This is a genomic window from Azospirillum sp. HJ39 (assembly GCF_041507355.1).
In the GTDB taxonomy this organism is placed as follows: domain Bacteria; phylum Pseudomonadota; class Alphaproteobacteria; order Azospirillales; family Azospirillaceae; genus Azospirillum; species Azospirillum thiophilum.
The window spans coordinates 436178-460769 of record NZ_CP167910.1; the positions used below are offsets into that span (position 1 = coordinate 436178).

At 70.1% G+C, this 24592-nt stretch carries 16 protein-coding genes; 7 read left to right on the forward strand and 9 right to left on the reverse strand.

Annotated elements, in window-relative coordinates; genetic code table 11:
* Positions 1 to 52: 52 nt before the first annotated feature.
* Positions 53 to 1354, forward strand: coding sequence for a D-amino acid dehydrogenase (locus ABMY26_RS12575; protein ID WP_372396059.1), 1302 nt, complete (start codon positions 53 to 55; stop codon positions 1352 to 1354).
* Here ABMY26_RS12575 and ABMY26_RS12580 read toward each other — a convergent pair.
* The 5 genes from ABMY26_RS12580 to ABMY26_RS12600 all read right to left on the reverse strand — a co-directional run bounded on the left by ABMY26_RS12580 (position 1297) and on the right by ABMY26_RS12600 (position 7594).
* On the reverse strand, positions 1297 to 1566 hold the full coding sequence (locus ABMY26_RS12580) for a hypothetical protein (RefSeq protein WP_372396060.1): 270 nt from the start codon (positions 1564 to 1566) through the stop codon (positions 1297 to 1299). The two genes, ABMY26_RS12575 and ABMY26_RS12580, sit on opposite strands and share 58 nt — an antisense overlap.
* Positions 1563 to 2381 carry a lactate utilization protein C gene (locus ABMY26_RS12585; RefSeq protein WP_372396061.1) on the reverse strand — a complete coding sequence of 273 codons (819 nt, stop codon included), beginning with the start codon at positions 2379 to 2381 and terminating at the stop codon, positions 1563 to 1565. The genes ABMY26_RS12580 and ABMY26_RS12585 overlap by 4 nt, the downstream gene beginning before the upstream one ends.
* Positions 2374 to 3798, reverse strand: a complete 1425-nt coding sequence (locus ABMY26_RS12590) for a LutB/LldF family L-lactate oxidation iron-sulfur protein (protein ID WP_372396062.1) — start codon at positions 3796 to 3798, stop codon at positions 2374 to 2376. Before ABMY26_RS12590 ends, ABMY26_RS12585 begins: the two co-directional genes overlap by 8 nt.
* Positions 3788 to 4549, reverse strand: coding sequence for a (Fe-S)-binding protein (locus ABMY26_RS12595; protein ID WP_372396063.1), 762 nt, complete (start codon positions 4547 to 4549; stop codon positions 3788 to 3790). The genes ABMY26_RS12590 and ABMY26_RS12595 overlap by 11 nt, the downstream gene beginning before the upstream one ends.
* A 147-nt stretch (positions 4550 to 4696) precedes the next feature.
* Positions 4697 to 7594: an FAD-binding and (Fe-S)-binding domain-containing protein gene (locus ABMY26_RS12600; protein ID WP_372396064.1), complete on the reverse strand. Its 2898-nt coding sequence runs from the start codon at positions 7592 to 7594 to the stop codon at positions 4697 to 4699.
* 309 nt (positions 7595 to 7903) lie between these two features.
* On the opposite strand from ABMY26_RS12600, the gene ABMY26_RS12605 reads away from it, so the two are divergent.
* The 3 genes from ABMY26_RS12605 (at position 7904) to ABMY26_RS12615 (ending at position 14176) form a co-directional block, all read left to right on the forward strand.
* The gene (locus ABMY26_RS12605; RefSeq protein ID WP_372396505.1) at positions 7904 to 8674 is read left to right on the forward strand and encodes an FCD domain-containing protein; all 771 of its coding nucleotides are present in this window, start codon (positions 7904 to 7906) and stop codon (positions 8672 to 8674) included.
* Between the two features lie 166 nt (positions 8675 to 8840).
* Entirely contained in the window at positions 8841 to 10286 is a 1446-nt protein-coding gene (locus ABMY26_RS12610; RefSeq protein ID WP_372396065.1) for a sigma-54-dependent transcriptional regulator, read from the forward strand.
* The gene (locus tag ABMY26_RS12615; RefSeq protein WP_372396066.1) at positions 10283 to 14176 is read left to right on the forward strand and encodes a response regulator; all 3894 of its coding nucleotides are present in this window, start codon (positions 10283 to 10285) and stop codon (positions 14174 to 14176) included. The genes ABMY26_RS12610 and ABMY26_RS12615 overlap by 4 nt, the downstream gene beginning before the upstream one ends.
* A gap of 40 nt (positions 14177 to 14216) precedes the next feature.
* Here ABMY26_RS12615 and ABMY26_RS12620 read toward each other — a convergent pair whose 3' ends face one another.
* The gene (locus tag ABMY26_RS12620) at positions 14217 to 14450 is read right to left on the reverse strand and encodes a hypothetical protein (RefSeq protein WP_045584944.1); all 234 of its coding nucleotides are present in this window, start codon (positions 14448 to 14450) and stop codon (positions 14217 to 14219) included.
* A gap of 201 nt (positions 14451 to 14651) precedes the next feature.
* On the opposite strand from ABMY26_RS12620, the gene gltA reads away from it, so the two are divergent.
* The 3 genes from gltA to ABMY26_RS12635 all read left to right on the forward strand — a co-directional run bounded on the left by gltA (position 14652) and on the right by ABMY26_RS12635 (position 17839).
* Entirely contained in the window at positions 14652 to 15983 is a 1332-nt protein-coding gene (gene gltA / locus ABMY26_RS12625; RefSeq protein ID WP_045584945.1) for a citrate synthase, read from the forward strand.
* 67 nt (positions 15984 to 16050) lie between these two features.
* Positions 16051 to 17091 (forward strand): hypothetical protein, encoded by a 1041-nt coding sequence (locus tag ABMY26_RS12630; protein ID WP_372396067.1) that lies wholly within the window; start codon positions 16051 to 16053, stop codon positions 17089 to 17091.
* Positions 17092 to 17191: 100 nt separating this feature from the next.
* Positions 17192 to 17839, forward strand: coding sequence for a response regulator (locus ABMY26_RS12635; RefSeq protein WP_372396068.1), 648 nt, complete (start codon positions 17192 to 17194; stop codon positions 17837 to 17839).
* A 17-nt stretch (positions 17840 to 17856) separates the two neighbouring features.
* On the opposite strand, the gene ABMY26_RS12640 is transcribed toward ABMY26_RS12635, so the two are convergent.
* From ABMY26_RS12640 to ABMY26_RS12650, 3 genes are all read right to left on the reverse strand, one after another.
* Positions 17857 to 21378 (reverse strand): NahK/ErcS family hybrid sensor histidine kinase/response regulator, encoded by a 3522-nt coding sequence (locus ABMY26_RS12640; protein ID WP_372396069.1) that lies wholly within the window; start codon positions 21376 to 21378, stop codon positions 17857 to 17859.
* A gap of 138 nt (positions 21379 to 21516) precedes the next feature.
* Positions 21517 to 23235 (reverse strand): MFS transporter, encoded by a 1719-nt coding sequence (locus ABMY26_RS12645; RefSeq protein WP_372396070.1) that lies wholly within the window; start codon positions 23233 to 23235, stop codon positions 21517 to 21519.
* A gap of 226 nt (positions 23236 to 23461) precedes the next feature.
* Positions 23462 to 24574, reverse strand: coding sequence for a transporter substrate-binding domain-containing protein (locus ABMY26_RS12650; RefSeq protein WP_372396071.1), 1113 nt, complete (start codon positions 24572 to 24574; stop codon positions 23462 to 23464).
* Positions 24575 to 24592: the final 18 nt, after the last annotated feature.

Consider the following 24592-nt stretch of genomic DNA (forward strand, 5'->3'; position numbering starts at 1 on the left):
TTGCGAACCCTGTCTTCCAAGCGAAGTCCTCCATCCCTCGGGAGCCAGTCTCATGCGCGTCATCGTTCTGGGCAGCGGCGTCATCGGTGTCACCACCGCCTATTATCTGGCGCGGGCCGGGCATGAGGTGACCGTCGTCGATCGTCAGGCCGGCCCGGCGCTGGAGACCAGCTACGCCAATGCGGGCGAGGTGTCGCCGGGCTATTCCGCCCCGTGGGCGGCGCCGGGCCTGATCCTGAAGGCCGCCAAATGGATGCTGATGAAGCATTCGCCGCTGGTCATCCGGCCGAAGCTGGATCCGGCCATGTGGTCCTGGTGCCTGAAGCTGCTCGCCAACGCCAACGAGGCGAGCTACCAGCTCAACAAGAGCCGGATGGTCCGCGTCGCCGAATACAGCCGCGACTGCCTGAAGGCGCTGCGCGCCGAGACCGGCATCACCTATGACGAGCGCACCCAGGGCACGCTGCAGGTCTTCCGCACCCAGAAGCAGATGGACGCCGCCGGCTACGACATGGCGGTGCTGGAGCGCTACGGCGTTCCCTACAGCCTGTTCGACCGCGACGGCCTGACCTCGGTCGAGCCGGCCCTGGCCCATGTGAAGGACAAGCTGGTCGGCGCGCTGCACCTGCCGGGCGACGAGACCGGCGACTGCTTCCAGTTCACCGGCAAGCTGGCCGACTATGCCGCCAAGCGCGGGGTCGAGTTCCGCTACGGCGTCTCGATCCGCGGGCTGGAGAGCGACGGGCGCAAGATCACCGGCGTGCTGACCGACCAGGGCACGCTGACCGCCGACAGCTACATCGTCGCCATGGGCAGCTATTCGCCCAAGCTGGTGAAGCCGCTGGGCATCGACCTGCCGGTCTATCCGGTGAAGGGCTATTCGCTGACCCTGCCGATCACCGACGCCGCCCATGCCCCGGAATCGACAGTGATGGACGAGACGCACAAGATCGCCGTCACCCGGCTGGGCGACCGCATCCGCGTCGGCGGCACGGCGGAGCTGACCGGCTTCGACCTGACGCTGCGCCAGGGCCGCCGCGCCGCGCTGGACCATGTCGTCAGCGACCTGTTCCCGAAGGGCGGCGACCTGTCGAAGGCGGAGTTCTGGACCGGCCTGCGCCCGAACACCCCGGACGGCACGCCGATCCTGGGGCCGACCCATGTCCGCAACCTCTTCCTCAACACCGGCCATGGCACGCTGGGCTGGACGATGTCCGCCGGCTCGGCCCGCGTGCTTGCCGATCTGGTCGGCGGCCGCCAGACCGAGATCGACATGGAGGGCCTGAGCGTCGAGCGCTACGGCCGCAAGCCAGCGGTCGCGGTGACGCGCCCGGCCACCGTCCGTCCGGCCTGAGCGGCACTTTCCACCTTTGCGACCCGCGCCGCCCGGCGGACGCGGGTCATCGCCAGTTCCAGCAGGGCGGCGTCGGCGATCTCGGCTCCATCGAGCCGGTGACGCCCGCGCCGCCCTTCGCATTTCTCCACCCGGTGGCCGAGCCGCCGCAGATGCAGGATCGCCTCGTAGAGCCGGGTCGCCGGCTCGATGGTGGGGCGATGCGCGCTCATGGCCGCACCAGCAGGACGACCAGCCGCTTGGGGCCGTGGACGCCGTAGGCCAGCGTCTGCTCGATATCGGCGGTCTTGCTGGGGCCGGACACCAGCAGCACGTTGGTCGGCATCGCCTGCGCCCAGCCCTGCGCGCGCATGGCTTGCAGGAAGGTGTCGTAGAGCGCGTCGGCGCGCAGCAGCGCGACGTGGATGTGCGGGACCAGCGACAGGGTTCGCGGCTCCTCGGCGGTCGGCCACAGGATCAGGCTGCCGGTCTCGGCGATGGCGCCGCGGGTGGTGGTCAGGCCGGCTTCGATGGAGCCGAAGAGCTGGGCTTTGAGGTCTTCGATGGGGCGGTCGTAGGGGATCAGGGTGGGGGGGGCTCCCTCTCCCGCCCCGGGAGAGGGAAGGGGCCCAAGCGAAGCTTGGGAAGGGTGAGGGGTGGTGCAAGGGTCAAGGGATCCATGTCCGGATTGCCCCTCACCCTCCCCACGGCTTGCGCCGTGGGTCCCCTCCCTCTCCCGGGGCGGGAGAGGGCTTGTTCCCCACCCCTCGACCAGCCGCATTCCCGCCTCGGTCTCCGGGGCGTAGAGCAGCGAGCCCACCCCCTCGCGCGCCAGGAACTCCCGCAGCACCGCCGGCCAGTCGGCCTCCGCCGCGTCGAGGAACTCGGTGTGCACCGCCTCCATCAGGCGGCGGATGCGCGGCAGCCGCTCCTCCAGCGCCCAGCGCTTGGCGTCGATGGGCGCGAAGTCGGAGACCGGCGGCGTCAGCGGATGGGCGTCGCGGCCGGCGCGCAGTTTCGTCAGGATCGAGTTGCGGGCATCAGGCATCGGGAATTCCCTTGGCGCGGGCGAGGTCGTGCAGGGTGCGGGCGGCGAAGCGGGGCTTGGTCCGGACGTTGGTCCAGTCCTTCAGCAGCGGCAGCGACGATGGTGCCGCGTTGCCGAGCCTGCTCATCGCCAGCGTCGCGACGCGGTAGGCGGCGGGGGAGGCGTTCATCGCCGCCCAGCCGCTCCACACCATCGCTTCCGTCCGGCTGGCCTTGGCGCCGCCGCCCTTCACCGCGCCGCCGGGACGCACCGCCTCCACCCGCAGCCGGCCCATGATCTCGACGATCGGGATCTTCACCGGGCAGATCTCGACGCAGGCGTTGCACATGGTGCAGGCGTGGGGCAGGGCGCCGCGCTTGTCCAACCCCTCGATCTGCGGCACCAGGATCTTGCCGATCGGGCCGGGATAGGGCGCCTCGTAGGCATGGCCGCCCACCTTGGTGTAGACCGGGCAATGGTTCATGCAGGCGCCGCAGCGGATGCAGCGCAGCGTGTCGCGCAGCTCCGGGTCGGCGTAGATCGATGACCGGCCATTGTCGAGGATGACCAGATGCACCTCGCGCGGGCCGTCCTTCTCGCCGGCCTTGCGCGGGCCGGAGATCATGTTGACGTAGGTGGTGATCGGCTGGCCGGTGGCGGAGCGCGGCAGCAGGCTGATGACCGGCGGCACGTCCTCCAGCGTCTCGACCACCTTCTCCAGCCCCATGAAGGCGATGTGGACCGGCGGCACCGTGGTGCACATGCGGCCGTTGCCCTCGTTCTCGATCAGGCAGAGGGTGCCGGTTTCCGCCACCGCGGCGTTGACGCCGGACATGCCGACGTCGGCGGCCTGGAACTTGGCGCGCAGCACCCGGCGGGCGAGGTCGGTCAGGTAGGCGGCGTCCTCGCGGCTCTCGGCATCCTTGATCTTCCGCTTGAACAGATGGGCGATCTGTTTGGTGTTCAGGTGGATCGCCGGCATGATGATGTGCGACGGCATGGTGCCGTCCAGCTGCACGATGTATTCGCCGAGGTCGCTTTCCAGCACCTCGATGCCGTCCTTCTCCAGGACGGCGTTCAGGTGCATCTCCTCGGTCACCATCGACTTGCCCTTGACCACCAGCTTGGCATCGGCCCGGTGCAGGATGTCGAGCGCGATGGCGTTGGCCTCGTCGGTGGTGGCGGCCCAATGGACGGCGATGCCGTTGCGGGTGCAGCTCTCCTCCAGCTTTTCCAGCAGCTCCGGCAGCTTCGACAGGGCGCGCAGCCGGACGGCGGCGGCGAGCCCCCGCACGCCCTGCCATTCGCCCGCATCGGGAAACTGGGCGGCGCGCTTGCCCATCAGCCCGTCCATGGCGCGGCGGAAATTGCCGCGCAGCTGCGGGTCGGCCAGCGCGGCGCGCGAGGCGGCGGCGAAATCCGTGCTGTCACTTGCCATGGATGCGCTCCTTCAGGAACTGGGCGATGTGCTGGCCGCCGACGGGCCTGTTGCCCGCTTCCAGCGCGCCGGCGATGTTCAGCAGGCAGCCGCAATCGCCCGACACCACACGGGCGGCGCCGGTGTCGGCGATGTCGGCCAGCTTGTCGCCGACCATCGCGGCGGAGATCTCCGGGTGGCGCACGGCGAAGGTGCCGCCGAAGCCGCAGCATTCCTTTTCCCGCTTCAGCTCCACCAGCTCGACGTTGGCGAGCTGGCGCAGCAGGGCCTTCGGTTCCTCGACCACGCCCATCTCGCGCTGGGCATGGCAGGAGGCATGCCAGGTGACGCGCAGCGGCTCGCCACGGTCGGTCAGCCGGACGTCGAGCACCTGGACCAGGAACTGGGTCAGTTCCCACACCCGGCCGGCGACCTGCACCGCCTTGGCCTCGTCCGGCTCGCCGCGGAACAGGTCGGGCCAGTGCTTCCTCATCATGCCGGCGCAGGAGCCCGACGGCACGACGATGGGGTCGTCGCCGGGGAACAGATCCAGTTGGGCGCGGGCGACCTTCAGCGCCTCGGCACGGTAGCCGGAATTGTAGGCGGGCTGGCCGCAGCAGCTCTGCCCCTGGGGGAAGACGACGGTCAGCCCCTGGGATTGCAGCAGCTCGATGCCCGCCATCCCGGCGTCGGGGAAGAACAGGTCGACGAGGCAGGTGCCGAAATAATAGACACGGGCGGGCTTGGGGATGGGCTGGGGGATGGCGGACATCTGGCGTTTCCTCACCGTCTTGGTACTGCCCCCACCCCGACCCTCCCCCGCTGGGCGGGGGAGGGGGAGAGGAGCTTTGTCGGCGTTCAGCGGCAGTTCCCTCTCCCGCGTTAGCGGGGGAGGGGCAGGGAGGGGGCAATCGCCGACCTAGAAAGCCGGCTCCGCTACCCGCGCCTTCTGCTCCACCTTCGCCGTGGCGCAGGCGTCGACCAGATAGACGATGGAGCGGTAGGGCACGCCCGCCGTGTCGGACAGGCCGATCTCGCAGGTGCGGCTGGTGGAATAGCCCGACGCGCAGCCGTCCGGCACCGCGGCCGGCAGGTGGCGCAGCGCGTGCGCGTTCAGTTCCGGCGTGGTGAAGCCCTTGTCGCCGGCGAAGCCGCAGCAGCCGACGTCGGGCGGCACCACCACCGTCTCGGCGCAGGCCCGGGCCACCGCGGTCAGCGCGCCGTCCAGCCCCATCCGGCGGGTCGAGCAGGTCAGGTGCAGCATCACCGGCTCGGTCGTCCTGGCGATCTCCAGGCGGGGCAGGGCGAACTCGCCGAGGAACTCGGCGACGTCGAGGATGCGCAGGCCGCTGTCGGCCGCCCGCTTCCTGAGACGCAGGGTGCAGGGGCTGGTGTCCATCACCACCGGATGACGGCCGCCGTCGCTCGCCTTCGCCAGGGCGGCCAGCATGGCGTCGGCCTTGGCGTCGGCGGCCCCGATCAGGCCCTTGCTCTCCAGCGGCATGCCGCAGCACTGGCCGTCGGCGGCCTCCGGATAGAGGATGCGGAAGCCGGCCTTGCGCATCACCGATTCGACCGCTTCGGGCAGCGGGCGCTTCTGCGGGTCGCTGGCCGCCGGTCCCATGGTCCGGCTGACGCAGCTCGGCGCATAGACCACTGTCGGGCGGTCGTCACCGACCGCCGGATCGGAGGTCAACGCGAAGGAGGCGGCGGTGGGCAGGCTGTGCGGCAGGGCCGGCAGATGGCCGCCGGTCAGGGCGCGCGCCGCCGCCTGCACCACGCCATGGCCGACGGTGCGGCGGGCGAGGTCGGCAAGGCGGAGGCCGGAGCGGGTCAGGCCCAGCGTGCCTTCCATATGATCGGCGACCAGCGACCCGGCCTTGCGCGCCAGGGCGCCGCGGCGCTCGCCGCGCATCGACTTGACCAGCAGCCCGGTCTCGATCCCGACCGGGCAGGCGGTGGCGCACAGGCCGCAGGCGGCGCAGGTGTCGATGCCCTGGTACTCGTAGGCGGCGCCGATCGTCGCCAGCCGGGCGGGGTCGTCGCCGGACGCCTCCAGCCGGGCGATCTCGCGCCGGCCGACGATGCGCTGGCGCGGCGACAGGGTCAGGCGATGCGACGGGCAGGTCGGCTCGCAGAAGCCGCATTCGATGCAGGTGTCGACCAGCAGGTCGGCGGGCGGCAGCGGCTTCAGGTTCTTCAGATGGGCCTCGGGATCGCCGTTCAGGATGACGCCGGGATTCAGCAGCCCGTCCGGATCGAAGATGTCCTTGATCTCCTGCATCAGGCCATAGGCCTGCGGACCCCATTCCATCGCGACGAAGGGGGCCATGTTGCGGCCGGTGCCGTGCTCCGCCTTCAGCGAGCCGTCATAGCGCTCGACCACCAGCACGGCGACGTCGTCCATGAAGCGGCGGTAGCGGTCGATCTCGGCCTGGGTGTCGAAGGCCTGGGTGAAGACGAAGTGCAGGTTCCCTTCCAGCGCGTGGCCGAAGATGATCGCCTCGTGATAGCCGTGGCGGACGAACAGATCCTGCAGGTCGCGCGTCGCCTCGGCCAGCCGGGGCAGCGGGAAGGCGACATCCTCGATGATGACGGTGGTTCCGGTCTGGCGGATGGCGCCGACCGCCGGGAACAGGCCCTTGCGGATCTTCCAGAAGCCCTCGCAGGCCTTGGCGTCGGTGGTGAAGCGGCTGTCGCCGATGGTGACGCAGTCGGCCAGCACCGCGCCGATGGCCATGACGTTGGCGTCGAGCGCCGCGGCGCTCTCCGCCCGGGTCTCGACCAGGACGGCGGCGGCGTCCGGGCCGAAGCCCCGGATCTGCGGCGGCATGCCCGGCTTGTCCTGGATCGAGCGCAGCGAGGCGCGGTCCATCAGCTCCGCCGCGTCGACCGGGGCGGCCTTCAGCAGGGCCACCGCATGGCAGGCCTCGCCGATGTCGGGGAAGAACAGCAGGGCGCTGGCCTTGTGCGGATGCTCCGGCACGGTGCGCAGCGTGATGGAGGAGATGAAGCCCAGCGTCCCTTCCGACCCGATCATCAGGTGCTGGAGAATGTCGACCGGATCCTGGTAGTCGACCAGCGCGTTCAGGCTGTAGCCGGTGGTGTTCTTGATGCGGAACTTGTCGCGGATGCGGCCCGCCAGCGCCTCGTCGCCGCGGGTGCGGGCGCCGAGCCCGGCCAGCCGGTCGAGCAGCGCGCCGTGGCTTCGCTGGAAATCCTGGCAGCTGGCCGGGTCGGCGGTGTCCAGCACCGTGCCGTCGGCCAGCACCAGCCGCATGCTCTCCAGCGTGCGGTAGCTGTTCTGCGCGGTGCCGCAGCACATGCCGCTGGCGTTGTTGGCGGCGATGCCGCCGATCTTGGCAGTCGCGATGGAGGCCGGGTCGGGGCCGATCTTGCGCCCCAGCGGGGCGAGGCGGCGGTTCGCCTCCGCCCCGATCACGCCGGGTTGCAGGGTGACGGTGGTCGCCGCCGGGCCGATGGCACAGCCCCGCCAGCCGTCGCCCAGCACCACCAGCACGCTGTCGCTGACCGCCTGCCCCGACAGGCTGGTGCCGGCGGCGCGGAAGGTCACCGGCACCCCATGGCCGCGGGTGATGCGCAGCAGCCGCACCACCTCCTCCTCCGTCTCGACCAGCGCGACGATCTTCGGGATCAGCCGGTAGAAGCTGGCGTCGGTGCCGTAGGCCAGCGTGCGCAGCGGGTCGGTGATGAGCCTTGTCCCTGGCCGGGCTTCGGGAAGGACGGTCGCCAGTTCGGCAAGCACGCGGTCGTAGGGAGCGGCCAAGGACGCTTGCGGGGGGGCGGCGGGCGGCATCGGCGGCGGCTCCTGCTGGTGGGGGAGGGAATGGTCCCGGCCGCAAGCCGTGCCCGCCCCATGCCGGAAGGCCATTCGCCGGCCGGGGGGTGGCGGACATCCGTTGTCCATGCGGTGAATGTTGGATAAAAGATTTTACCAAATTGTGCAATGACTGAATCGTTTGCCAGGCGATCCGCTTCGGCAGCGGCCCTGCCCGCGATGCGAAGGCCGGCCGGCATGTCCATCCGGACGGGCCGCTCTGGACGCATCTTCGATCCACCGCTATTGAAGAGGGCGAGGGACATGCAGGAGGGAGCCGCCGATCCGATGCAGGGGACGATCAAACCGGCCAAGCTGGCCGACGCCATTGCCGAGCATCTGGAGCGGCTGATCCTGGAAGGCGCGCTCCGTCCGGGCGAGAAGCTGCTGGCCGAACGCGAGCTGGCGGTGAAGCTGGACGTGTCGCGCCCGTCGCTGCGCGACGCCATCGCCAAGCTGGAGGAGCGCGGCCTGCTGGTGACCGGGCGCGGCGGCACCCATGTCGCCAGCTTCCTGTCGCAGATCGCCGACCCGCTGATGACGCTGATGCGCAACAAGCCGGACGCGTCCTTCGACTATCTGGAATTCCGCCGCTCCATCGAGGCGGAGGCGGCCAGGCTGGCGGCGCAGCGGGCGACCGACGTCGACCGCGACGGCATCCGCGCCATCGTCGCCCGCATGAAGGCGGCCCACGGCAAGGACGACAGCTCGGAGGAGGCGGAGGCGGACGCCGACCTGCATCTGGCGATCTACGAGGCGGCGCACAACGTCGTCATGCTGCACATCATGCGCACCCTGTCCAACCTGCTGCGCAACGACGTGTTCTACAACCGCGCCGACCTCTATTCCCGGCCGGGGGTGCGCGAGCTGCTGCTGCAACAGCATCTCGCCATCGCCGACGCGGTGCTGGCCGGCGATGCCGCGGCGGCGCAGGCGGCGGCCTACGGCCATGTCGAGTTCACCCTGCAGACCCTGCGCGAGATTCGCGAGCACAACGCCCGCGTCCAGGTCTCGCTGCGCCGGATCGGCCGGACCGACCTGATCGACAGCGGGGCGTGAGGCTGCCGGACCGGGCTTCGCCCGAATGAATGCTCCCGGGCTTCGCCCGACTGGCTATTCCCGGGCTTCGCCCGAGGGGGGCATTTACCCTGACTGGCGGTCCGGCGCCGGCCGGGTTACAGTTTGGCAGCCAACCGTCCGTCATGACCGCACGAGTACAGCCCCCGTGTCCGCAGTGAAGAAGCGCCGCATCCTGCTGATCGAGGATACGGTCCCGCTCGCCAAGCTCTACATCGAGTTCCTGCGCGCCGACGCCCACGAGGTCGTGCATTGCACCCGCGGCGGCGAGGCGCTGGACGCCGCTGCGGCCGCGCCGCCCGACGCGGTGATCCTCGACCTGAAGCTGCCGGATATGGACGGGCTGGAGGTGCTGCGGGCGCTGCATCACCGCGATCCCGGCATCTCCGTCGTCATCATCACCGCCCATGGCTCGATCGATCTTGCGGTGGAGGCGATGAAGCTGGGCGCCTTCGACTTCATCGTGAAGCCGTTCAACGCCGACCGGCTGAACCTGACGCTGCGCAACGCGCTGGAGCGCCGCACGCTGGCACGGATGGTCGAGGGCTACCGCAAGGATCTCGACCGCGGGCGCTTCCACGGCTTCATCGGCAGCTCGCCCGAGATGCAGGCGGTCTACCGCACCATCGAGAGCGTGGCGGCCAGCCGCGCCAACGTCTTCATCACCGGCGAAAGCGGCACCGGCAAGGAGGTGGCGGCCCAGGCCATCCACCGCGCCAGCCCGCGGCGCGACGGCGCCTTCGTCGCGCTGAACTGCGCCGCCATTCCGAAGAACCTGCTGGAATCGGAGATCTTCGGCCATGTGAAGGGCGCCTTCACCGGGGCGGCGGCCGACCGGCCGGGGGCGGCGCTGCTGGCCGACGGCGGAACGCTGTTCCTGGACGAGATCTGCGAGATGCCGGTGGATCTGCAGGCCAAGCTGTTGCGCTTCGTCCAGACCGGCGCGGTGACACCGGTCGGCAGCGGCCGGGAGGAGCGGGTCGACGTGCGCTTCGTCGCCGCCACCAACCGCGACCCGCTGGCCGAGGTCCAGGCCGGCCGCTTCCGCGAGGACCTGTACTACCGCCTGCACGTCATTCCGCTGGCCCTGCCGCCGCTGCGCGACCGCGGCGACGACGTGATCGACATCGCCCGCGCCTTCCTGGTCGATTATGCGCGGGAGGAGGGGAAGTCGCTGTCCGTCTTCGCCGCCGAGGTCGAGGCGCGGCTGCGCGCCCATGATTGGCCGGGCAATGTCCGGCAGTTGCAGAACGTGATCCGCAACGTGGTGGTGCTGCATGACGGATCGCAGGTGACGCTGGACATGCTGCCGCCGATGGCGGCCTGCGCGGACGCGCCGGCCGTCGCCGGCACTGGGCCCGGACCGGGCGGGCCGGAGGCCGACGGCACCGTCCTTCCCCTGTGGCGGGTGGAGAAGGACATGATCCGCAAGGCGTTGCGGCTGGCCGGCGACGACGTGCCGCGCGCCGCCCTGATGCTGGAGATCAGCCCATCGACCATCTACCGCAAGCTCCAGCAATGGCGCGCGGCGGAGGAGCGGGGCGCGGAAGGGAGCGGCATGGAAGGGCGGCCGGCCGGGGAGACGGCGGCGTGACGGAGCGGTCGGCCATCACCGGGGCCGTCGCCGGGGGCATCGCCGCGGCCGGTCCGGTTCCGGCGGCCCTGCCTCCCGACGAGCCCGAGCGGCTGGCGGTGCTGCGCTCCTATTGCGTGCTCGACAGCCCGCCGGAGTCCGGCTTCGACAACATCACCCGGCTGGCCCAGCATTTCTTCGGCACCCGCATCGCCCTGGTTTCCCTGATCGACAGCGACCGGCAATGGTTCAAGAGCCGCGTCGGGCTCGATGTGGCGGAGACGGGGCGCGACCTTGCCTTCTGCGCCCATGCCATCCTGGACGACGGCGTGCTGGTGGTGCTGGACGCGACGCAGGATCCGCGCTTTTCCGGCAATCCGCTGGTCACCGGCGCTCCCAACATCCGCTTCTATGCCGGCGCCCCATTGCTGGCCGGCGGGCACAAGCTGGGAACCCTGTGCATCATCGACGACATGCCGCGCAGCGGCTTCGACGCCCGCGAGGCGGAGATCCTGGCCCAGCTGGCCCGGCTGGTGGTGGACGAGCTGGAGCTGCGCCGCGAGGCGGCGCGGCGCGAACGGGCGGAGGCGGAGCTGCGCGACCGCTCGCGCCTGCTGAACCTCGCCGAGGAGATCGGGCAGTTCGGCCATTGGTACGTCGATTTCGTCACCGGCGGCCGCCGCTGGTCCGACGAGGTCTACCGCATCATGGGGCTGACGCCGCAGGACGGTCCGCCGACGGTCGAGATGTCGCGGTCCGCCTACCATCCGGACGACCTGCCGCGGCTGGCCGGACTGGTGGAGCGGGCCCGGACCGGCGGCGAGGGGTTTTCGGTCGAGGCGCGCGTCATCCGTCCCGATGGCGACCTGCGCCATGTCTTCATCCGCGGCATGGCCGAAACCGGGGCCGACGGCCGGCCGGTCGGCCTGATGGGCGTGGTCCAGGACATCACCGAGGCCAAGCGCGAAGAGGCGGAGCTGCGCTCGAACCGCGAGCTGCTGGACCTCACCGTACAGGCGACGCGGGACGGCATCTGGGACTGGGCGCTCGACACCGGCTGCATCTGGTTCTCGCCCACCTGGAAGGAACAGCTCGGCTACCGCGACGACGAGCTGGAGAACAGCCTGGAGATGTGGGCCGGCCTGATCTTCGAGGAGGACCGGATCGCGGCGCTGGAGACTGTCCGGGCCTACAATGCCGGCCGGATCCCCAATTTCGAGATGGTCCAGCGCTTCCGCCACAAACAGGGGCACACCGTCTACATCCTCAGCCGCGCCATCCACATCCGCGACGCCTCCGGCCAGGTGGTGCGCATGGTCGGCGCCCACACCGACATCACGCGCGACAAGAAGACGGAGGAGGAGCTCCGGCTCGCCAAGCAGACGCTGGACGACGCGATCGAGGCGGTGCCCGAGGGGCTGGCCTATTTCGATGCCGACGACCGGCTGATCCTGTGCAACGAGCGCTACCGCGAGGCGCATCCGCGCACGGCGCCGCTGCTGACGCCCGGCCGCCCCTTCGAGGCGATCCTGCGGCTGGCCATCGCCAACGGGGAATTCGCCGGCAATCCCGAGGGCGCCACCGACGAAGCCTGGATCCAGGCCGAGCTGGCCCAGCACCGCAACCCCGGCCCGCCCTTCGAGCGGGAGCTTCCCGACGGCCGCTGGATCCTGGTGGCGGAGAACCGCACCTCCAGCGGGGCGCTGGTCTGCACCCGCACCGACATCACCGAGCGCAAGCGCTTCGAGGCGGAACTGCAGCGCCAGGCCGCCGACATGTGCGCGCTGGCCGAGGGGCTGGACGCCGCCCGCGAGGAGGCCGACGCGCTGCGCGCCCGGGCCGAGGCGGCGACCCAGGCCAAGTCGGAGTTCCTGGCGGCGATGAGCCACGAGATCCGCACGCCGATGAACGGCATCATGGGCATGACCGAACTGCTGTTCGACACCCCCCTGGCGGAGGAGCAGCGCCAGTTCGCCCAGGCCATCCGCAGCTCGTCCAACGCCCTGCTGACCATCATCAACGACATCCTCGACATCTCCAAGCTGGAGGCCGGCCGCGTCACCGTCGAGACGCTGCCCTTCGATCCCGCCGATCTGGTCGAGGGGGTGGTGGAGCTGCTGACCCCGCGCGCCCAGGAGAAGGGCATCGAGATCGGCTTCTACATCGACCCGATGCTGCGCCGCACCCTGCTGGGCGACCCGACCCGCATCCGCCAGATCCTGGTCAATCTGGTCGGCAACGCGGTGAAGTTCACCGATGTCGGCTCGGTCGCGGTGGAACTGGAGGCGCTGGACGTCACCGACACCCATCTGGTGCTGCGCATGACGGTGACCGACACCGGCATCGGCATCGCGGCCGATGCGCTGCCGACCCTGTTCAACAAGTTCCAGCAGGTCGACGGGTCGATCACCCGCAAGTTCGGCGGCACCGGGCTGGGGCTGGCGATCTGCCGCCAGCTGTCGGAGCTGATGGGCGGCGGCATCGCGGTGGAGAGCACGCCCGGCGCCGGCAGCCGGTTCCAGGTCGACCTGCCGCTGACCCTGTCGGACGAGGCGCTGCCGCCGGCCGAACGGCCGCTGGCCGGCCGCTCCGCCCTGGTGGTCGACGATCTGGCGGTGAACCGCCGCGTGCTGGCCTCGATGCTCGACAGCCTGGGCGCCCGGCCCTCGACGGTCGACAACGCCCCCGACGCGCTGGAGGCGCTGACCCGGGCCGCCGTCGGCGGCCGGCCCTTCGACATCGTGCTGATCGACCAGACCATGCCCGGCATGGGCGGCGACGCGCTGCTGGCCGCAATCGCCGGCAATCCGCTGCTCGCGGGCAGCCGGCGCGTGCTGGTCACCGCGCTGGCACCGGCCGCACGGGCCGATGGCGGCCCGGTCCAGGGGCTGGCCCACGCAGCCCTCGGCCGGCCGCTGCGCCAGGGCGCGCTGTGCGCCTGCCTGTCCGGGCTGTTCACGGTCGGCGGACCGGCTGCGGACCGTCAGGACAGCCTGCGGGCGGCAGCCGAAGGCCGGCGCGCGGAGCCGGCGCGCAGCGGCCGCATCCTGCTGGCGGAGGACAACCGCACGAACCAGCTCTTCGCCACCACCCTGCTGCGCAAGCTCGGCTATACGGTGGAACTGGCGGAGGACGGGGAGCAGGCGGTGGCCGCGGTCTGCCGCGGCGGCATCGACCTTGTCCTGATGGATGTGCAGATGCCCGGCATGGACGGGCTGGAGGCCGCACAGGCGATCCGGGCGTTCGGCGGCCCGCTGGCCGGGCTGCCGATCATCGCGCTGACCGCGGACGCCATGCCCGGCACGCGGGAGCAGTGCCTGCGCGCCGGCATGAGCGACTATCTGACCAAGCCGATCAGCCGCGCCGGGCTGGTGACGGCGCTGGACGGCTGGCTGGGCCGGACGGAGAGCGGGCAGGGGAGCGGGCTGGAGGGCGGACAGGACGGGGGCGCGGAGAAGAGTCCCGATGCGGCCTCCTCCGGGGAGGCTCCGGCCGGCGGCGCCGGGGACGACGAAACCCTTGCCGGGGATGTGCCGGACGGTGAGCCGCTCGACGGGTCGGTGCTGGCCGATCTGGCCGGAACCGTCGACCCCGGCAGCCTGGCCCTGATCGTCGACAGTTTCCTGGACGATGTTTCCAACCGGCTTGAGCGGCTGTCGGCCATGGCGGAGGCCGCCCGGGACGGCACGCTCGATCTCCCGGCGCTGGCGGGCGAGGCCCACGACCTGTCCAGCCTGTCGGGCAGCTTCGGCGGGATGACGGTCATGCATCTCGCCTGGCGGCTGGAGGTGGTCTGCCGGTCCGGCGACCGGACCCAGGCCGTCCGGATTCTGCCGCTTCTGGTCCGAGAGGCCGGCCGGCTGGAAACGGCCCTGCGCGAGCGCACCGGCGGGGTACGGCCGGCGGCCTGAGCGCCGGCCGTACCCCGCCTTCGCCGGCGATGGGCTTGGCTCAGCCGGTGCCCGGCTGGGCCGAGCCGTCGGTGTCCTCGGCCCGTTCGCGCAGCTCCTCCGACGACAGGCCGGCCGGGGTGGCGTCCTGGAGGGTGCCGTCGCCCGGCGTCTTGGTCATGTCCTCGCGCGGGGAGCGTTCGCCGGCCGGCGTCCCGTCATGCTTCGCCGGAACCGGCTTCTCCGGGGAGGGGCTTCCTTCGGAGGGGGTGCGTGTTTGAGACGTGTCGGTCATGATGTCCTCTGCTATCTTCCGGGGGAGTCAACGACATGGGACGGGTGCGGGTTCCGCCCCCGGGCCGACCCTTCGGAGACCGGGAGAAGACGGCGCGGCGCCTCCGGCGTCAAAGCGCGCGGGCATGGGCCAACCACCAAGGTCCGGCGGCGGCGGTCGACAGGCGCCGTCCGGCCGGCCAGCAAGGAGTGCGAGAAGGTCATGGAATCGAGCAAGCACACGCCGCACGGCGATGTGACCCAGGTCGGCACCGTCACGCTGACCGACGACGCCACCGGCAAGACGCTGAAGCTGCCGCTGCTGGGCGGGTCCACCGGCCCCAACGTGATCGACATTCGCAAGCTCTACGCCGAGACCGGCTATTTCACCTACGATCCGGGCTTCACCTCGACCGCCGCCTGCGATTCGGCGATCACCTACATCGACGGCGACGAGGGCGTGCTGCTGCACCGCGGCTATGCCATCGCCGATCTGGCCGAGAACTGCGATTTCCTTGAGGTCTGCCACCTGCTGCTGAACGGCGAACTGCCCGACCCGCAGCAGAAGGCCGATTTCGAGCGCACCATCACCTACCACACGATGGTGCACGAGCAGCTGTCCAAGTTCTACAGCGGCTTCCGCCGCGACGCCCACCCGATGGCGATCATGTGCGGCGTCGTCGGCGCCCTGTCGGCCTTCTATCATGATTCAACCGACATCTTCGACCCGGTGCAACGCAAGATCGCCGCGCACCGCCTGATCGCCAAGATGCCGACCATGGCCGCCATGGCCCACAAATACACGGTCGGCGAACCCTTCATGTATCCGCGCAACGACCTGACCTACGCGGAAAACTTCCTCTACATGACGTTCGGCACGCCGTGCGAGCAGTGGAAGGTCGACCCGATCCTGTCGGAGGCGATGGACAAGATCTTCATCCTGCATGCCGACCACGAGCAGAACGCCTCGACCTCCACCGTCCGCCTGGCCGGCTCGTCGCACGCCAACCCGTTCGCCTGCATCGCGTCGGGCATCGCCGCCTTGTGGGGGCCGGCCCATGGCGGCGCGAACGAGGCGGTGCTGAAGATGCTGGAGGAGATCGGCTCGGTCGACCGCATTCCCGAATTCGTCCGCCGCGCCAAGGACAAGAACGACAGCTTCCGCCTGATGGGCTTCGGCCACCGGGTCTACAAGAACTACGACCCGCGCGCCAAGATCATGCGCGAGACCTGCTATCAGGTTCTCGACCGCCTGGGCATCCGGGACGAGCCGCACCTCGCCATCGCGATGGAGCTGGAGCGGATCGCCCTGTCGGACGAGTATTTCATCGAGAAGAAGCTCTATCCGAACGTCGATTTCTATTCGGGCATCATCCTGAAGGCGATGGGATTCCCGACCAGCATGTTCACCGTGCTGTTCGCGCTGGCCCGCACCGTCGGCTGGATCAGCCAGTGGAAGGAGATGATCGAGGATCCGGCCCAGAAGATCGGCCGTCCCCGCCAGCTCTTCACCGGCCACGCCGCCCGTCGGTTCGTGCCGCTGGACAAGCGTTGAGCGGAATGGCCTTCCCCCTCGCCCCGACCCTTTCCCCGGAGGGGAGAGGGGGAAGACCGGTTCCATCGTGACCAGGCCCCTCCAGATCGGCCTGTCGGTCGCCATCGTGGCGGTGACCGGCGGGACGCCGCGCGTGGTGACGGTGCGCAGCGGCTTTGCCGTGCCGGAGGACCACCGGCGCGGCGACGAGCCGTTGCCGCACCGCGACGCGCTGCCCGGCGCGCCCTTCGAGCCCGACCGCTTCCGCACCCTGCAGGATGGCGTCCGTGCGGTGGCGGAGGGGCTGTCGGGCGTCGCGCTCCGCTATGTCGAGCAGCTCTACACCTTCGGCGACCGTTACCGCGACCCGCACGAGCTGTTCGGCGGGCCGCGCTCGGTCGTGGTCGGCTATCTGGCCCTGGTCCGCGACGGCCCGCTGGGCGGCGACGCCTCGGCCGAATGGCGCGACCTCTACGATCATTTTCCGTGGGAGGATTGGCGCGACCGCCGTCCGCAACTGCTGGACGGGGTGATCGCCCCGGCGCTGCGCGGCTGGGTCGATGCCGCCGGCGACGGGGAGACCCGCAGGCGCCGGGGCGAGCGGGCGCAGATGGCCTTCGGGCTGGACGGCGCCGACTGGGACATGGAACGGGTGCTGGAGCGCTACGAACTGCTCTACGAGGCGGGCCTGGTGGTGGAGGCGTTCCGCGACCGCGACCTTGCGGCCCGTATCGAGGATGGGACGGGCGCGGCGTCGGCGGCCGGTTCGTTTGTGCAGACCGGGCCGATGCCCCGCGCGCTCGGCCGGCCGATGGCGCGGGACGGGCGGCGCATCCTCGCCACCGCGCTGGAACGGCTGCGCGGCAAGCTGCGCTACCGTCCCATCGTCTTCGAGCTGCTGCCGCCGACCTTCACCCTGCATCAGTTGCAGTTGGTGGTGGAGGCGCTGTCGGGCGAACGGGTGCACAAGCAGAATTTCCGCCGGCTGATTATCTCCGGCGGCTTCGTTGAGCCCACCGGCAGTTATGAGAGCCAGACCGGCGGCCGCCCGGCCGAGTTGTACCGCTTCCGTCGCCAGGCCATCCACGAACGCACCAGCGCCGGGGCCATTCCGTCCGCGGATGGATAGAGTGAATCCGCCGGAAACTTCGCCGCGCGGCATCGGGCACAGTTGTCAACGGGCGGCTGTAAGGGGATACTCCTGCAATGGTTTTATTTCCGGACTGTCCATGTCGCACCGCATTCTGATCGCCGACGACCATCCGCTGATGCGCACCGCGCTGACCCAGACCATCGGGCAGGCGATAGCCGGAGCCGTCATCCTGGAGGCGTCGCGCTTCGATCAGATCAAGCCGCTGCTGGACACCGGAGAGCCGCCCGACGTCATCCTGCTCGACCTGCACATGCCCGGCATGAGCGGCCTGATCGGCCTGATGATGCTGCGCTCCGAACATCCGGCGATTCCGGTGATCGTCGTTTCGGCATCGGAAGATCCGGTGACGATCCAGCGCGCCATCGATTACGGCGCCTCCGGCTTCGTGCCGAAATCCGCTCCCAACACCCAGATCGTCGAGGCGATCCACGCCGTGCTCGACGGCGAGCTCTGGCTGCCCGAGATCAAGGGCGGTCCGGAAACCGACGCCCCCGACCCGGCCCAGCGCGCCGCCACCCTGACGCCGCAGCAGCTCCGCGTGCTGGCCGGCATCGCCGAGGGCAAGCTGAACAAGCAGATCGCCTACGAGATGAACGTCGCCGAGACGACGGTGAAGGCGCATGTGACCACGATCCTGCGCAAGCTGGGGGTGCTGACCAGGACGCAGGCCGCGGTTCTGGCGAGCCAGCTGGCGCTGTCGTCCGTGCCGCCGCCGGTGGAGTGAGCGAGGCACCGGGTGCCTTACCCCACCAGCCGCTGCCCTTCCGCCAGCAACTGCCCAAGCAGCGCCCTGAGCGCCCCCGGCCGCACCGGCTTGTAGAGCAGCCGGCAGCCGGCCGCCTCGATGTCCTCGCGCACCGAGGCGTCGCGGTCGGCGGTGACCACGGCGGCGGGGATGTCGCCGCCCAGCGTCTCGCGCAGTCCCCGCAATGCCTCCACCCCGGTCAGGCTGCGGTCGAGATGGTAGTCGGTCAGGATCACGTCCGGCCTGCGGCCCTCCAGCTTGGCCAGCGCCAGATCGGGCACGGCGGCGGTGACGACGCCGCAGGACCAGCTCGACAGCAGATCCTCGGTCGCGCGGGCGATGGCGGGTTCGTTCTCCAGGCAGAGCACCAGCACCCCGCGCAGGTCGCGGCCGCGCGGGCGCGCCACCACGGCGCGGGCGGCGACCGGCTCGTCGGTCAGCGGCACCAGCACCGAGAAGGCGCTGCCGAGCCCGACCCTGGAGCGGACCTGCACCGTGTGGCCGAGGATGCCGGCCAGCCGCTCGACGATGGCAAGCCCGAGCCCGAGCCCCTTGCCGCGGTCGTCGGCGTCGTTGTCGAGCTGGCGGAACTCCATGAAGATCTCCGGCACCTTGTGCTCGGGGATGCCGGGGCCGGTGTCCCACACCTCGATCGACAGGACGCCGCCGTGCCGCCGGCAGCCCAGCAGGATGCGGCCGGTGCGGGTGTAGCGTACCGCATTGGCGAGGTAGTTCTGCAGGATGCGGCGCAACAGCGTCGGGTCGCTGCGCACGATGGCCGAACTCTCGACCACGCGCAGAGCGAGGCCATGACGGCTCGCCAGCACGGTGAATTCCTCGCCCAGCGGCTTCAGCAACTCGTCGATGCGCATCGGCACCGGGTTCGGCTTCACCACGCCGCTGTCGATCTTGGAGACGTCCAGCAGATCGCCCAGGATCTGCTCCACCGAGCGCAGCGAGGCGTCGATCTGGCTGATGGCGCTGTCGCCGTTGCGCTCCGACAAGGCCGACAGGAACAGGCGGGCGGCGTGCAGCGGCTGAAGCAGGTCGTGGCTGGCGGCGGCGAGGAAGCGGGTCTTGCCGCGGTTGGCGCGCTCGGCTTCCGCCTTGGCTTCCGACAGGTCGTGGGTGCGCTCGGCGATGCGGCGTTCCAGCGTCTCGTTGGCTTCGCGCAGGGCGGCGGCGGCGCGGTGGCGTTCGGTGACGTCGGTGTAGACCGCGACGAAGCCGCCCCCCCCCGGCTTTGGACCCCCGGGCTTTGAACTGGGCATCGGGTTGGTGGCGATCTCCAGCACCGTGCCGTCGGGCCGCACCCGCTCGTAGACGTCGGGCCGGTTGCGGCGGCGCGGGTCGGAGCGGCGGGCAAGCAGCGTCTCGACCTCGCCGTTGCGGCCATATTCGCCGCGGCGGTCGATCAGCCCGACGATCTCCTCCAGCGAGGTGCCGACCTGGACGAAGCCGTCGGGCAGGTCGAGCAGGACCAGGAACTGGTTGTTCCAGGTGGCGACGCGCCACTCCTCGTCGAACACGGCGATGCCCTGGGGGACGTTCTCCACGGTGGCGCGCAGCAGTTCATGCTGCTTCAGGATGGCGCGCGACGCCTCGTCGATGATCGAGCGGGCGTCGGTGCGCGACAGCCGGCGGTCTGACAGCAGCCCGGCCACCACCACGCGGGCCGACGCCGAGCCGACGGCGCCCGCCAGCAGCCGCTCGGTCAGCTGGATCGCCTCGCCGTCGGTGCGGGTCAGCAGGGCGGTGCGCAGGTCGCCATCCGCCACCCCGGTGAAGCGGCAGAAGGCGGCGTCGGCCCGCGCCTGCCCGACATAGCGCACCGCCAGATCGTGCAGGTCGGCCAGCGTGGCGCCGCGCGGCCCGTGCGCCTCGCCGTCCGACGCGCGGCGCAGGCTCATGAAGCGCGCGGCCTGCTGGCGCTCCAGCGTCGAGGGGCGGGTCAGCAACGACACCAGCACGAACAGCAGCAGGTTCGGCCCCAGGCTCCACAGCGCGGCGTTGGTCAGCGGGTCGATGCCGGCGATGCCGGCCAGCGCCACCGGGCTGAGGCCGGTCAGGCCGAAGGGGCCCTCGCGCAGCGCGCTCGACGCCAGCCAGCCGGCATCGGCGAAGGACGGCAGCAGCATGGTGTAGGCCCAGCCGAGGAAGCCGGCGCAGATGCCGGCGAAGGCGCCGCTGCGGCTGGCCCGGCTCCACACCAGCCCGCCGAGCAGGGCCGGGGCGAACTGCGCCACAGCGGTGAAGCTCATCATGCCGATGGTCGCCAGCGGAAAGGCCGGGCCGATCAGCCGGTAGCAGCCATAGGACAGCAGCACCAGCACGATCACCGCCGAGCGACGCACCAGCAGCAGGATGCCGGCCGGATCGTCGCGCAGGCGGCGGTTGTCGGGGCGCAGCGCCATCAGCAGCGGGACGGCGAGGTCGTTGCAGATCATGGTGCTGAGCGCCACCATCTCCACCAGGATCATGCTGGTGGCGGCAGACAGCCCGCCGATGAAGGCGGCGAGCGCCAGCCAGGGCCAGCCCTGGCTGAGGGGGATCGAGACCATGAAGGTGTCGGCATTGGTGGTGCCGTCCGGGAACAGCATCAGCCCGGCCAGCGCCACCGGCAGCACGAACAGGTTGATGGCGACCAGATAGGCCGGGAACAGCTTGGCTGACGAGCGCACGTCGCCGCCATGGGTGTTCTCCACCACCGCGACATGGAACTGGCGCGGCAGGCACAGGATCGCCAGCGCCGACAGCAGGCAGGCGACCCACCAGTCGGCGCCGATGCTGTCGAGCCGGATCATCTCCAGGAATCCCGGATGGCTGATGGCGGCCTCGACGAAGGCGGCCGGGCTGCCGAACATGGAGAAGGCGATGACCCCGCCCACCCCGAGCGCCGCGGCCAGCTTCACCACCGATTCCGCGGCGATGGCCATCATCAGGCCGCGATGGTGCTCGTTGGCCGACACGCTGCGCACGCCGAACAGGATGGCGAAGGCCGCCATCAGCAGCGCCGCCATCAGCGCGGTGCCGCCCGGCATCTGGTTGACTTCGGTCCCTGCCGCCGTTCCGAACGCGGCGCCGGCCAGGATCTCGAAGCTGACGCTGATCGCCTTCAATTGCAGCGCGATGTAGGGCAGCAGCCCGATCACCGCGGCGATGGTGACCAGCGCCGCCAGGCTGCGGCTCTTGCCGTAGCGGGCCGACAGGAAGTCGGAGATCGAGACGACGTTCTCGGACTTCGCCACGCGGACGATGCGGGCCAGCACCGGCCAGCCCAGCCCGATCATCAGGATCGGGCCGATATAGATCGGCAGGAAATAGAATCCCCCGGTCGCCGCCCGCCCGACCGCGCCGTAGAAGGTCCAGGAGGTGCAGTAGACCCCGAAGCTGAGCGCATAGAGCCAGGGGGTGCGCCGCTCGCCGCCATGGGTGCCGGTGCGGTCGCCGTACCAGGCGATGGCGAACAGCGACAGCAGATAGGCCAGCGACACGGCCAGGATGAACCAGCTTTCCATGGGGCTTTTCGCATCCCGTTCTTGGACTTCTTCTCCCTATGGCGGTGGAGGTTATCACAAGATTGCGCGGACGGGCGGAGGGAAACCCCTCCGCCCGCCCGCTCATTTAGGACTACGACCTCAGGATTTCAGCCGGTCTCAATCGTGTTCGTAGATGTCCACATCCTTGGTCTCGCGGACGAACAGCATGCCGATCACCAGGGTCGCGGCGGCGATGACGATCGGGTACCAGAGGCCGGAATAGATGTCGCCGGTCGCCGCCACGATGGCGAAGGAGGTGGTCGGCAGGAAGCCGCCGAACCAGCCGTTGCCGATGTGGTAGGGCAGCGACATCGAGGTGTAGCGGATGCGGGTCGGGAACATCTCGACCAGCATGGCGGCGATCGGGCCGTAGACCATGGTCACATAGAGCACCAGCACCGTCAGCAGGGCGATGACCATCACCGTGTCGATGCGGGCCGGGTCGGCCTTGGCCGGGTAGTTCGCCGCCTTCAGCGCGTCGCCCAGCCCCTTGTCGAAGGCCGCGCCGGCGCTCTTGGCGTCGGTCGGGGTGGCAGGCGCGGTGGCCGGGGCATGGCCGAGCGACACGGTGGCGTTGACCTGCGGCGCGGCGGAATAGCCGGCGATCACCGTGCTGCCGACCTTGATCGAGGCGACGGTGCCGGCGGGGGCCGCCTCGTTGGTGTAGGGGATGCCGCGCTTCACCAGGGCGCCCTTGGCGATGTCGCAGGAGCTGGTGAACTGGCTGGTGCCGACCGGGTTGAACTGGAACGAGCACTCGTTGGGATCGGCGATCACGACCACCGGAGAGGTGGCGATGGCCTCCTCGAGCGCCGGGTTGGCGTAGTGGGTGATGCCCTTGAACAGCGGGAAATAGGTCAGGCAGGCCAGCAGCAGCCCGGCCATGATGATCGGCTTGCGGCCGATGCGGTCGGCCAGCGTGCCGAAGAGCACGAAGAAGGGCGTGCCGATCAGCAGCGCCGCCGCGATCATCAGGTTCGCCGCCTGGGCGTCGACCTTCAGCGTCTGGGTCAGGAAGAACAGGGCGTAGAACTGGCCGGTGTACCAGACCACCGCCTGGCCGGCGACGAGGCCGAACAGGGCGAGCAGGACGATCTTCAGGTTCTTCCACTGGCCGAAGGACTCGGTCAGCGGCGCCTTGGAGTGCTTGCCCTCCTCCTTCATCTTCTTGAAGGCGGGCGATTCGTTCAGCATCAGGCGGATCCACACCGAGATGCCGAGCAGCACGATGGAGATCAGGAAGGGAATGCGCCAGCCCCAGGCGTTGAAATCCTCGGCCGACATCGAGACGCGGCAGCCCAGGATGATCAGCAGCGACAGGAACAGGCCGAGCGTCGCGGTGGTCTGGATCCAGGAGGTGTAGTTGCCGCGGCGGCCGTGCGGCGCATGCTCGGCCACATAGGTGGCGGCGCCGCCATACTCGCCGCCCAGCGCCAGGCCCTGGAGCAGGCGCAGGACGATCAGGATGATCGGGGCGGCGATGCCGATCGAGGCGTAGTTGGGCAGGATGCCGACGATGAAGGTCGACAGGCCCATGATCAGGATGGTGACCAGGAAGGTGTATTTGCGGCCGATCATGTCGCCGAGGCGGCCGAAGACCAGGGCGCCGAAGGGCCGGACGGCGAAGCCGGCGGCAAACGCCATCAGCGCGAAGATGAAGGCCGCCGTCGGGTTCACGCCCGAGAAGAATTGTGCGGCGATGACGGCGCTGAGCGAGCCGTACAGGTAGAAATCGTACCACTCGAAAACGGTTCCGAGCGAGGACGCGAAGATGACCTTCTTCTCCTCGCCCGTCATCGGTCGGACGGCATCCGCCGTCGAAGCCGCATAGGCCATTGTCTTCACCCTCCCAAGTGAATAGTCCGGTCGTATGGTTGGTTTTTAGTGAGCGGCGCATTGCAGCCGCAGGGACTGATGACTGAGCGCCGACCTTGGTTTTCAAGCAGATAGTGTGGCGTACAAACCATCGGCGTCACCCCCGACCATGGTCGGGGGTATCAGGGGCTGCGATGCTGCGCTACAGTGATCTTTCGGGTAGGTGCAATCCCACCGCCCGGCTTCCCTATTGGAACACCGGGGCATAGAGCAGCCCGCCCTGGGTCCAGGGCCGGTTCGGCCCGCGCTCCAGCTTGAAGGGGGAACGGGCGCCCAGGTTGCGCTCGAAGATCTCGCCGTAGTTTCCGACCTGCACGATCGCCTGATAGGCCCAGTCGGGCCGCAGCCCGGCCTTGACCGCCACCTGGGGCAGGCCGGACAGCAGCCGGCGCATCTCGCTGCTGCCGGTGATGCGCTGGAAATTGGCGTTGGCCCCGGTGACGCCGGCATCGTCGGCCAGGAACAGCGCGTACATCGTCCAGCGCACCGCCGCCATCCACATCCGGTCGGCGTTCGGGGTCAGCGGCGCGATCGGCTCGCGCGAGGGCAGGGACGAGAGCTCGGGCGAAGGGCTTGCGGAGGCCAGGGGGGCGGTGGCGATCTCCAGCGACCCGCGCGGCTGCTCCAGCACCTGCAGCGCGGTGGTCAGCGGCGCACGGTCGGCGCTGAGCGCCGCGCAGTCGCGGCTGAGAAAGGCTTCCAGCGCGTCGGGCCAGCCGGGATAGAGGCGCAGTTTCCATGGCCGGTCGCCGCGGGCCAGCAGCGACTCCAATTCGGCCTGGGTCGTGGTGCCGACCGGCACGCAGATCGCCAGCTCGCCGCTCTCCAGCGCCGACCGGCCGTCGGGCAGCCGCCACGCGGCGATCCCCTGCACGTCGTGGAAGACCGGCGGGCCGAAATCGACGGCATAGGTGGCGTCGCGCGTCAGCGTCCAGGAGGTCTGGGCAAAGGAGACGTCGACATCCCCGGCGGCGACGGCGGCGAACTCCTGCGGCTTGGACAGGCGGCGGATCTCGATGGCGTCGGCCTTTCCCAGCACCGCGGCGGCCAGCGCGCGGCACAGATCGACCATGAATCCGACCGGCCGTCCGTTGTCGTCGTTGGCGGCGAATCCGGGATTGAAGGACACCCCGCAGCGCACGACCCCGCGCCGCTCGATCTCGGCCAGCACCGGGCGCTCCCCGACCGGGGGCGGGGATGCGCCCTGCTGGGCCGCGGCGGTCCCGGCAAGAGCCAGCAGCAGGCCCAGAAACAGACCCGGCAACAGGCCCGGCACGGCGATCACGGGCTTTCCCCCCATCCTTCTCCCCTTATCCGA

Excerpts from the sequence above, each read along its gene's own strand:
- ABMY26_RS12595 (WP_372396063.1), bottom strand. The coding sequence starts at position 4,549 with ATGTCCGCCATCCCCCAGCCCATCCCCAAGCCCGCCCGTGTCTATTAT.
- ABMY26_RS12600 (WP_372396064.1), bottom strand. The coding sequence starts at position 7,594 with ATGCCGCCCGCCGCCCCCCCGCAAGCGTCCTTGGCCGCTCCCTACGAC.
- ABMY26_RS12650 (WP_372396071.1), bottom strand. The coding sequence starts at position 24,574 with ATGGGGGGAAAGCCCGTGATCGCCGTGCCGGGCCTGTTGCCGGGTCTG.
- ABMY26_RS12575 (WP_372396059.1), top strand. The coding sequence starts at position 53 with ATGCGCGTCATCGTTCTGGGCAGCGGCGTCATCGGTGTCACCACCGCC.
- ABMY26_RS12620 (WP_045584944.1), bottom strand. The coding sequence starts at position 14,450 with ATGACCGACACGTCTCAAACACGCACCCCCTCCGAAGGAAGCCCCTCC.
- ABMY26_RS12605 (WP_372396505.1), top strand. The coding sequence starts at position 7,904 with ATGCAGGGGACGATCAAACCGGCCAAGCTGGCCGACGCCATTGCCGAG.
- ABMY26_RS12635 (WP_372396068.1), top strand. The coding sequence starts at position 17,192 with ATGTCGCACCGCATTCTGATCGCCGACGACCATCCGCTGATGCGCACC.
- ABMY26_RS12645 (WP_372396070.1), bottom strand. The coding sequence starts at position 23,235 with ATGGCCTATGCGGCTTCGACGGCGGATGCCGTCCGACCGATGACGGGC.
- ABMY26_RS12585 (WP_372396061.1), bottom strand. The coding sequence starts at position 2,381 with ATGCCTGATGCCCGCAACTCGATCCTGACGAAACTGCGCGCCGGCCGC.
- ABMY26_RS12590 (WP_372396062.1), bottom strand. The coding sequence starts at position 3,798 with ATGGCAAGTGACAGCACGGATTTCGCCGCCGCCTCGCGCGCCGCGCTG.
- ABMY26_RS12640 (WP_372396069.1), bottom strand. The coding sequence starts at position 21,378 with ATGGAAAGCTGGTTCATCCTGGCCGTGTCGCTGGCCTATCTGCTGTCG.
- gltA (WP_045584945.1), top strand. The coding sequence starts at position 14,652 with ATGGAATCGAGCAAGCACACGCCGCACGGCGATGTGACCCAGGTCGGC.
- ABMY26_RS12580 (WP_372396060.1), bottom strand. The coding sequence starts at position 1,566 with ATGAGCGCGCATCGCCCCACCATCGAGCCGGCGACCCGGCTCTACGAG.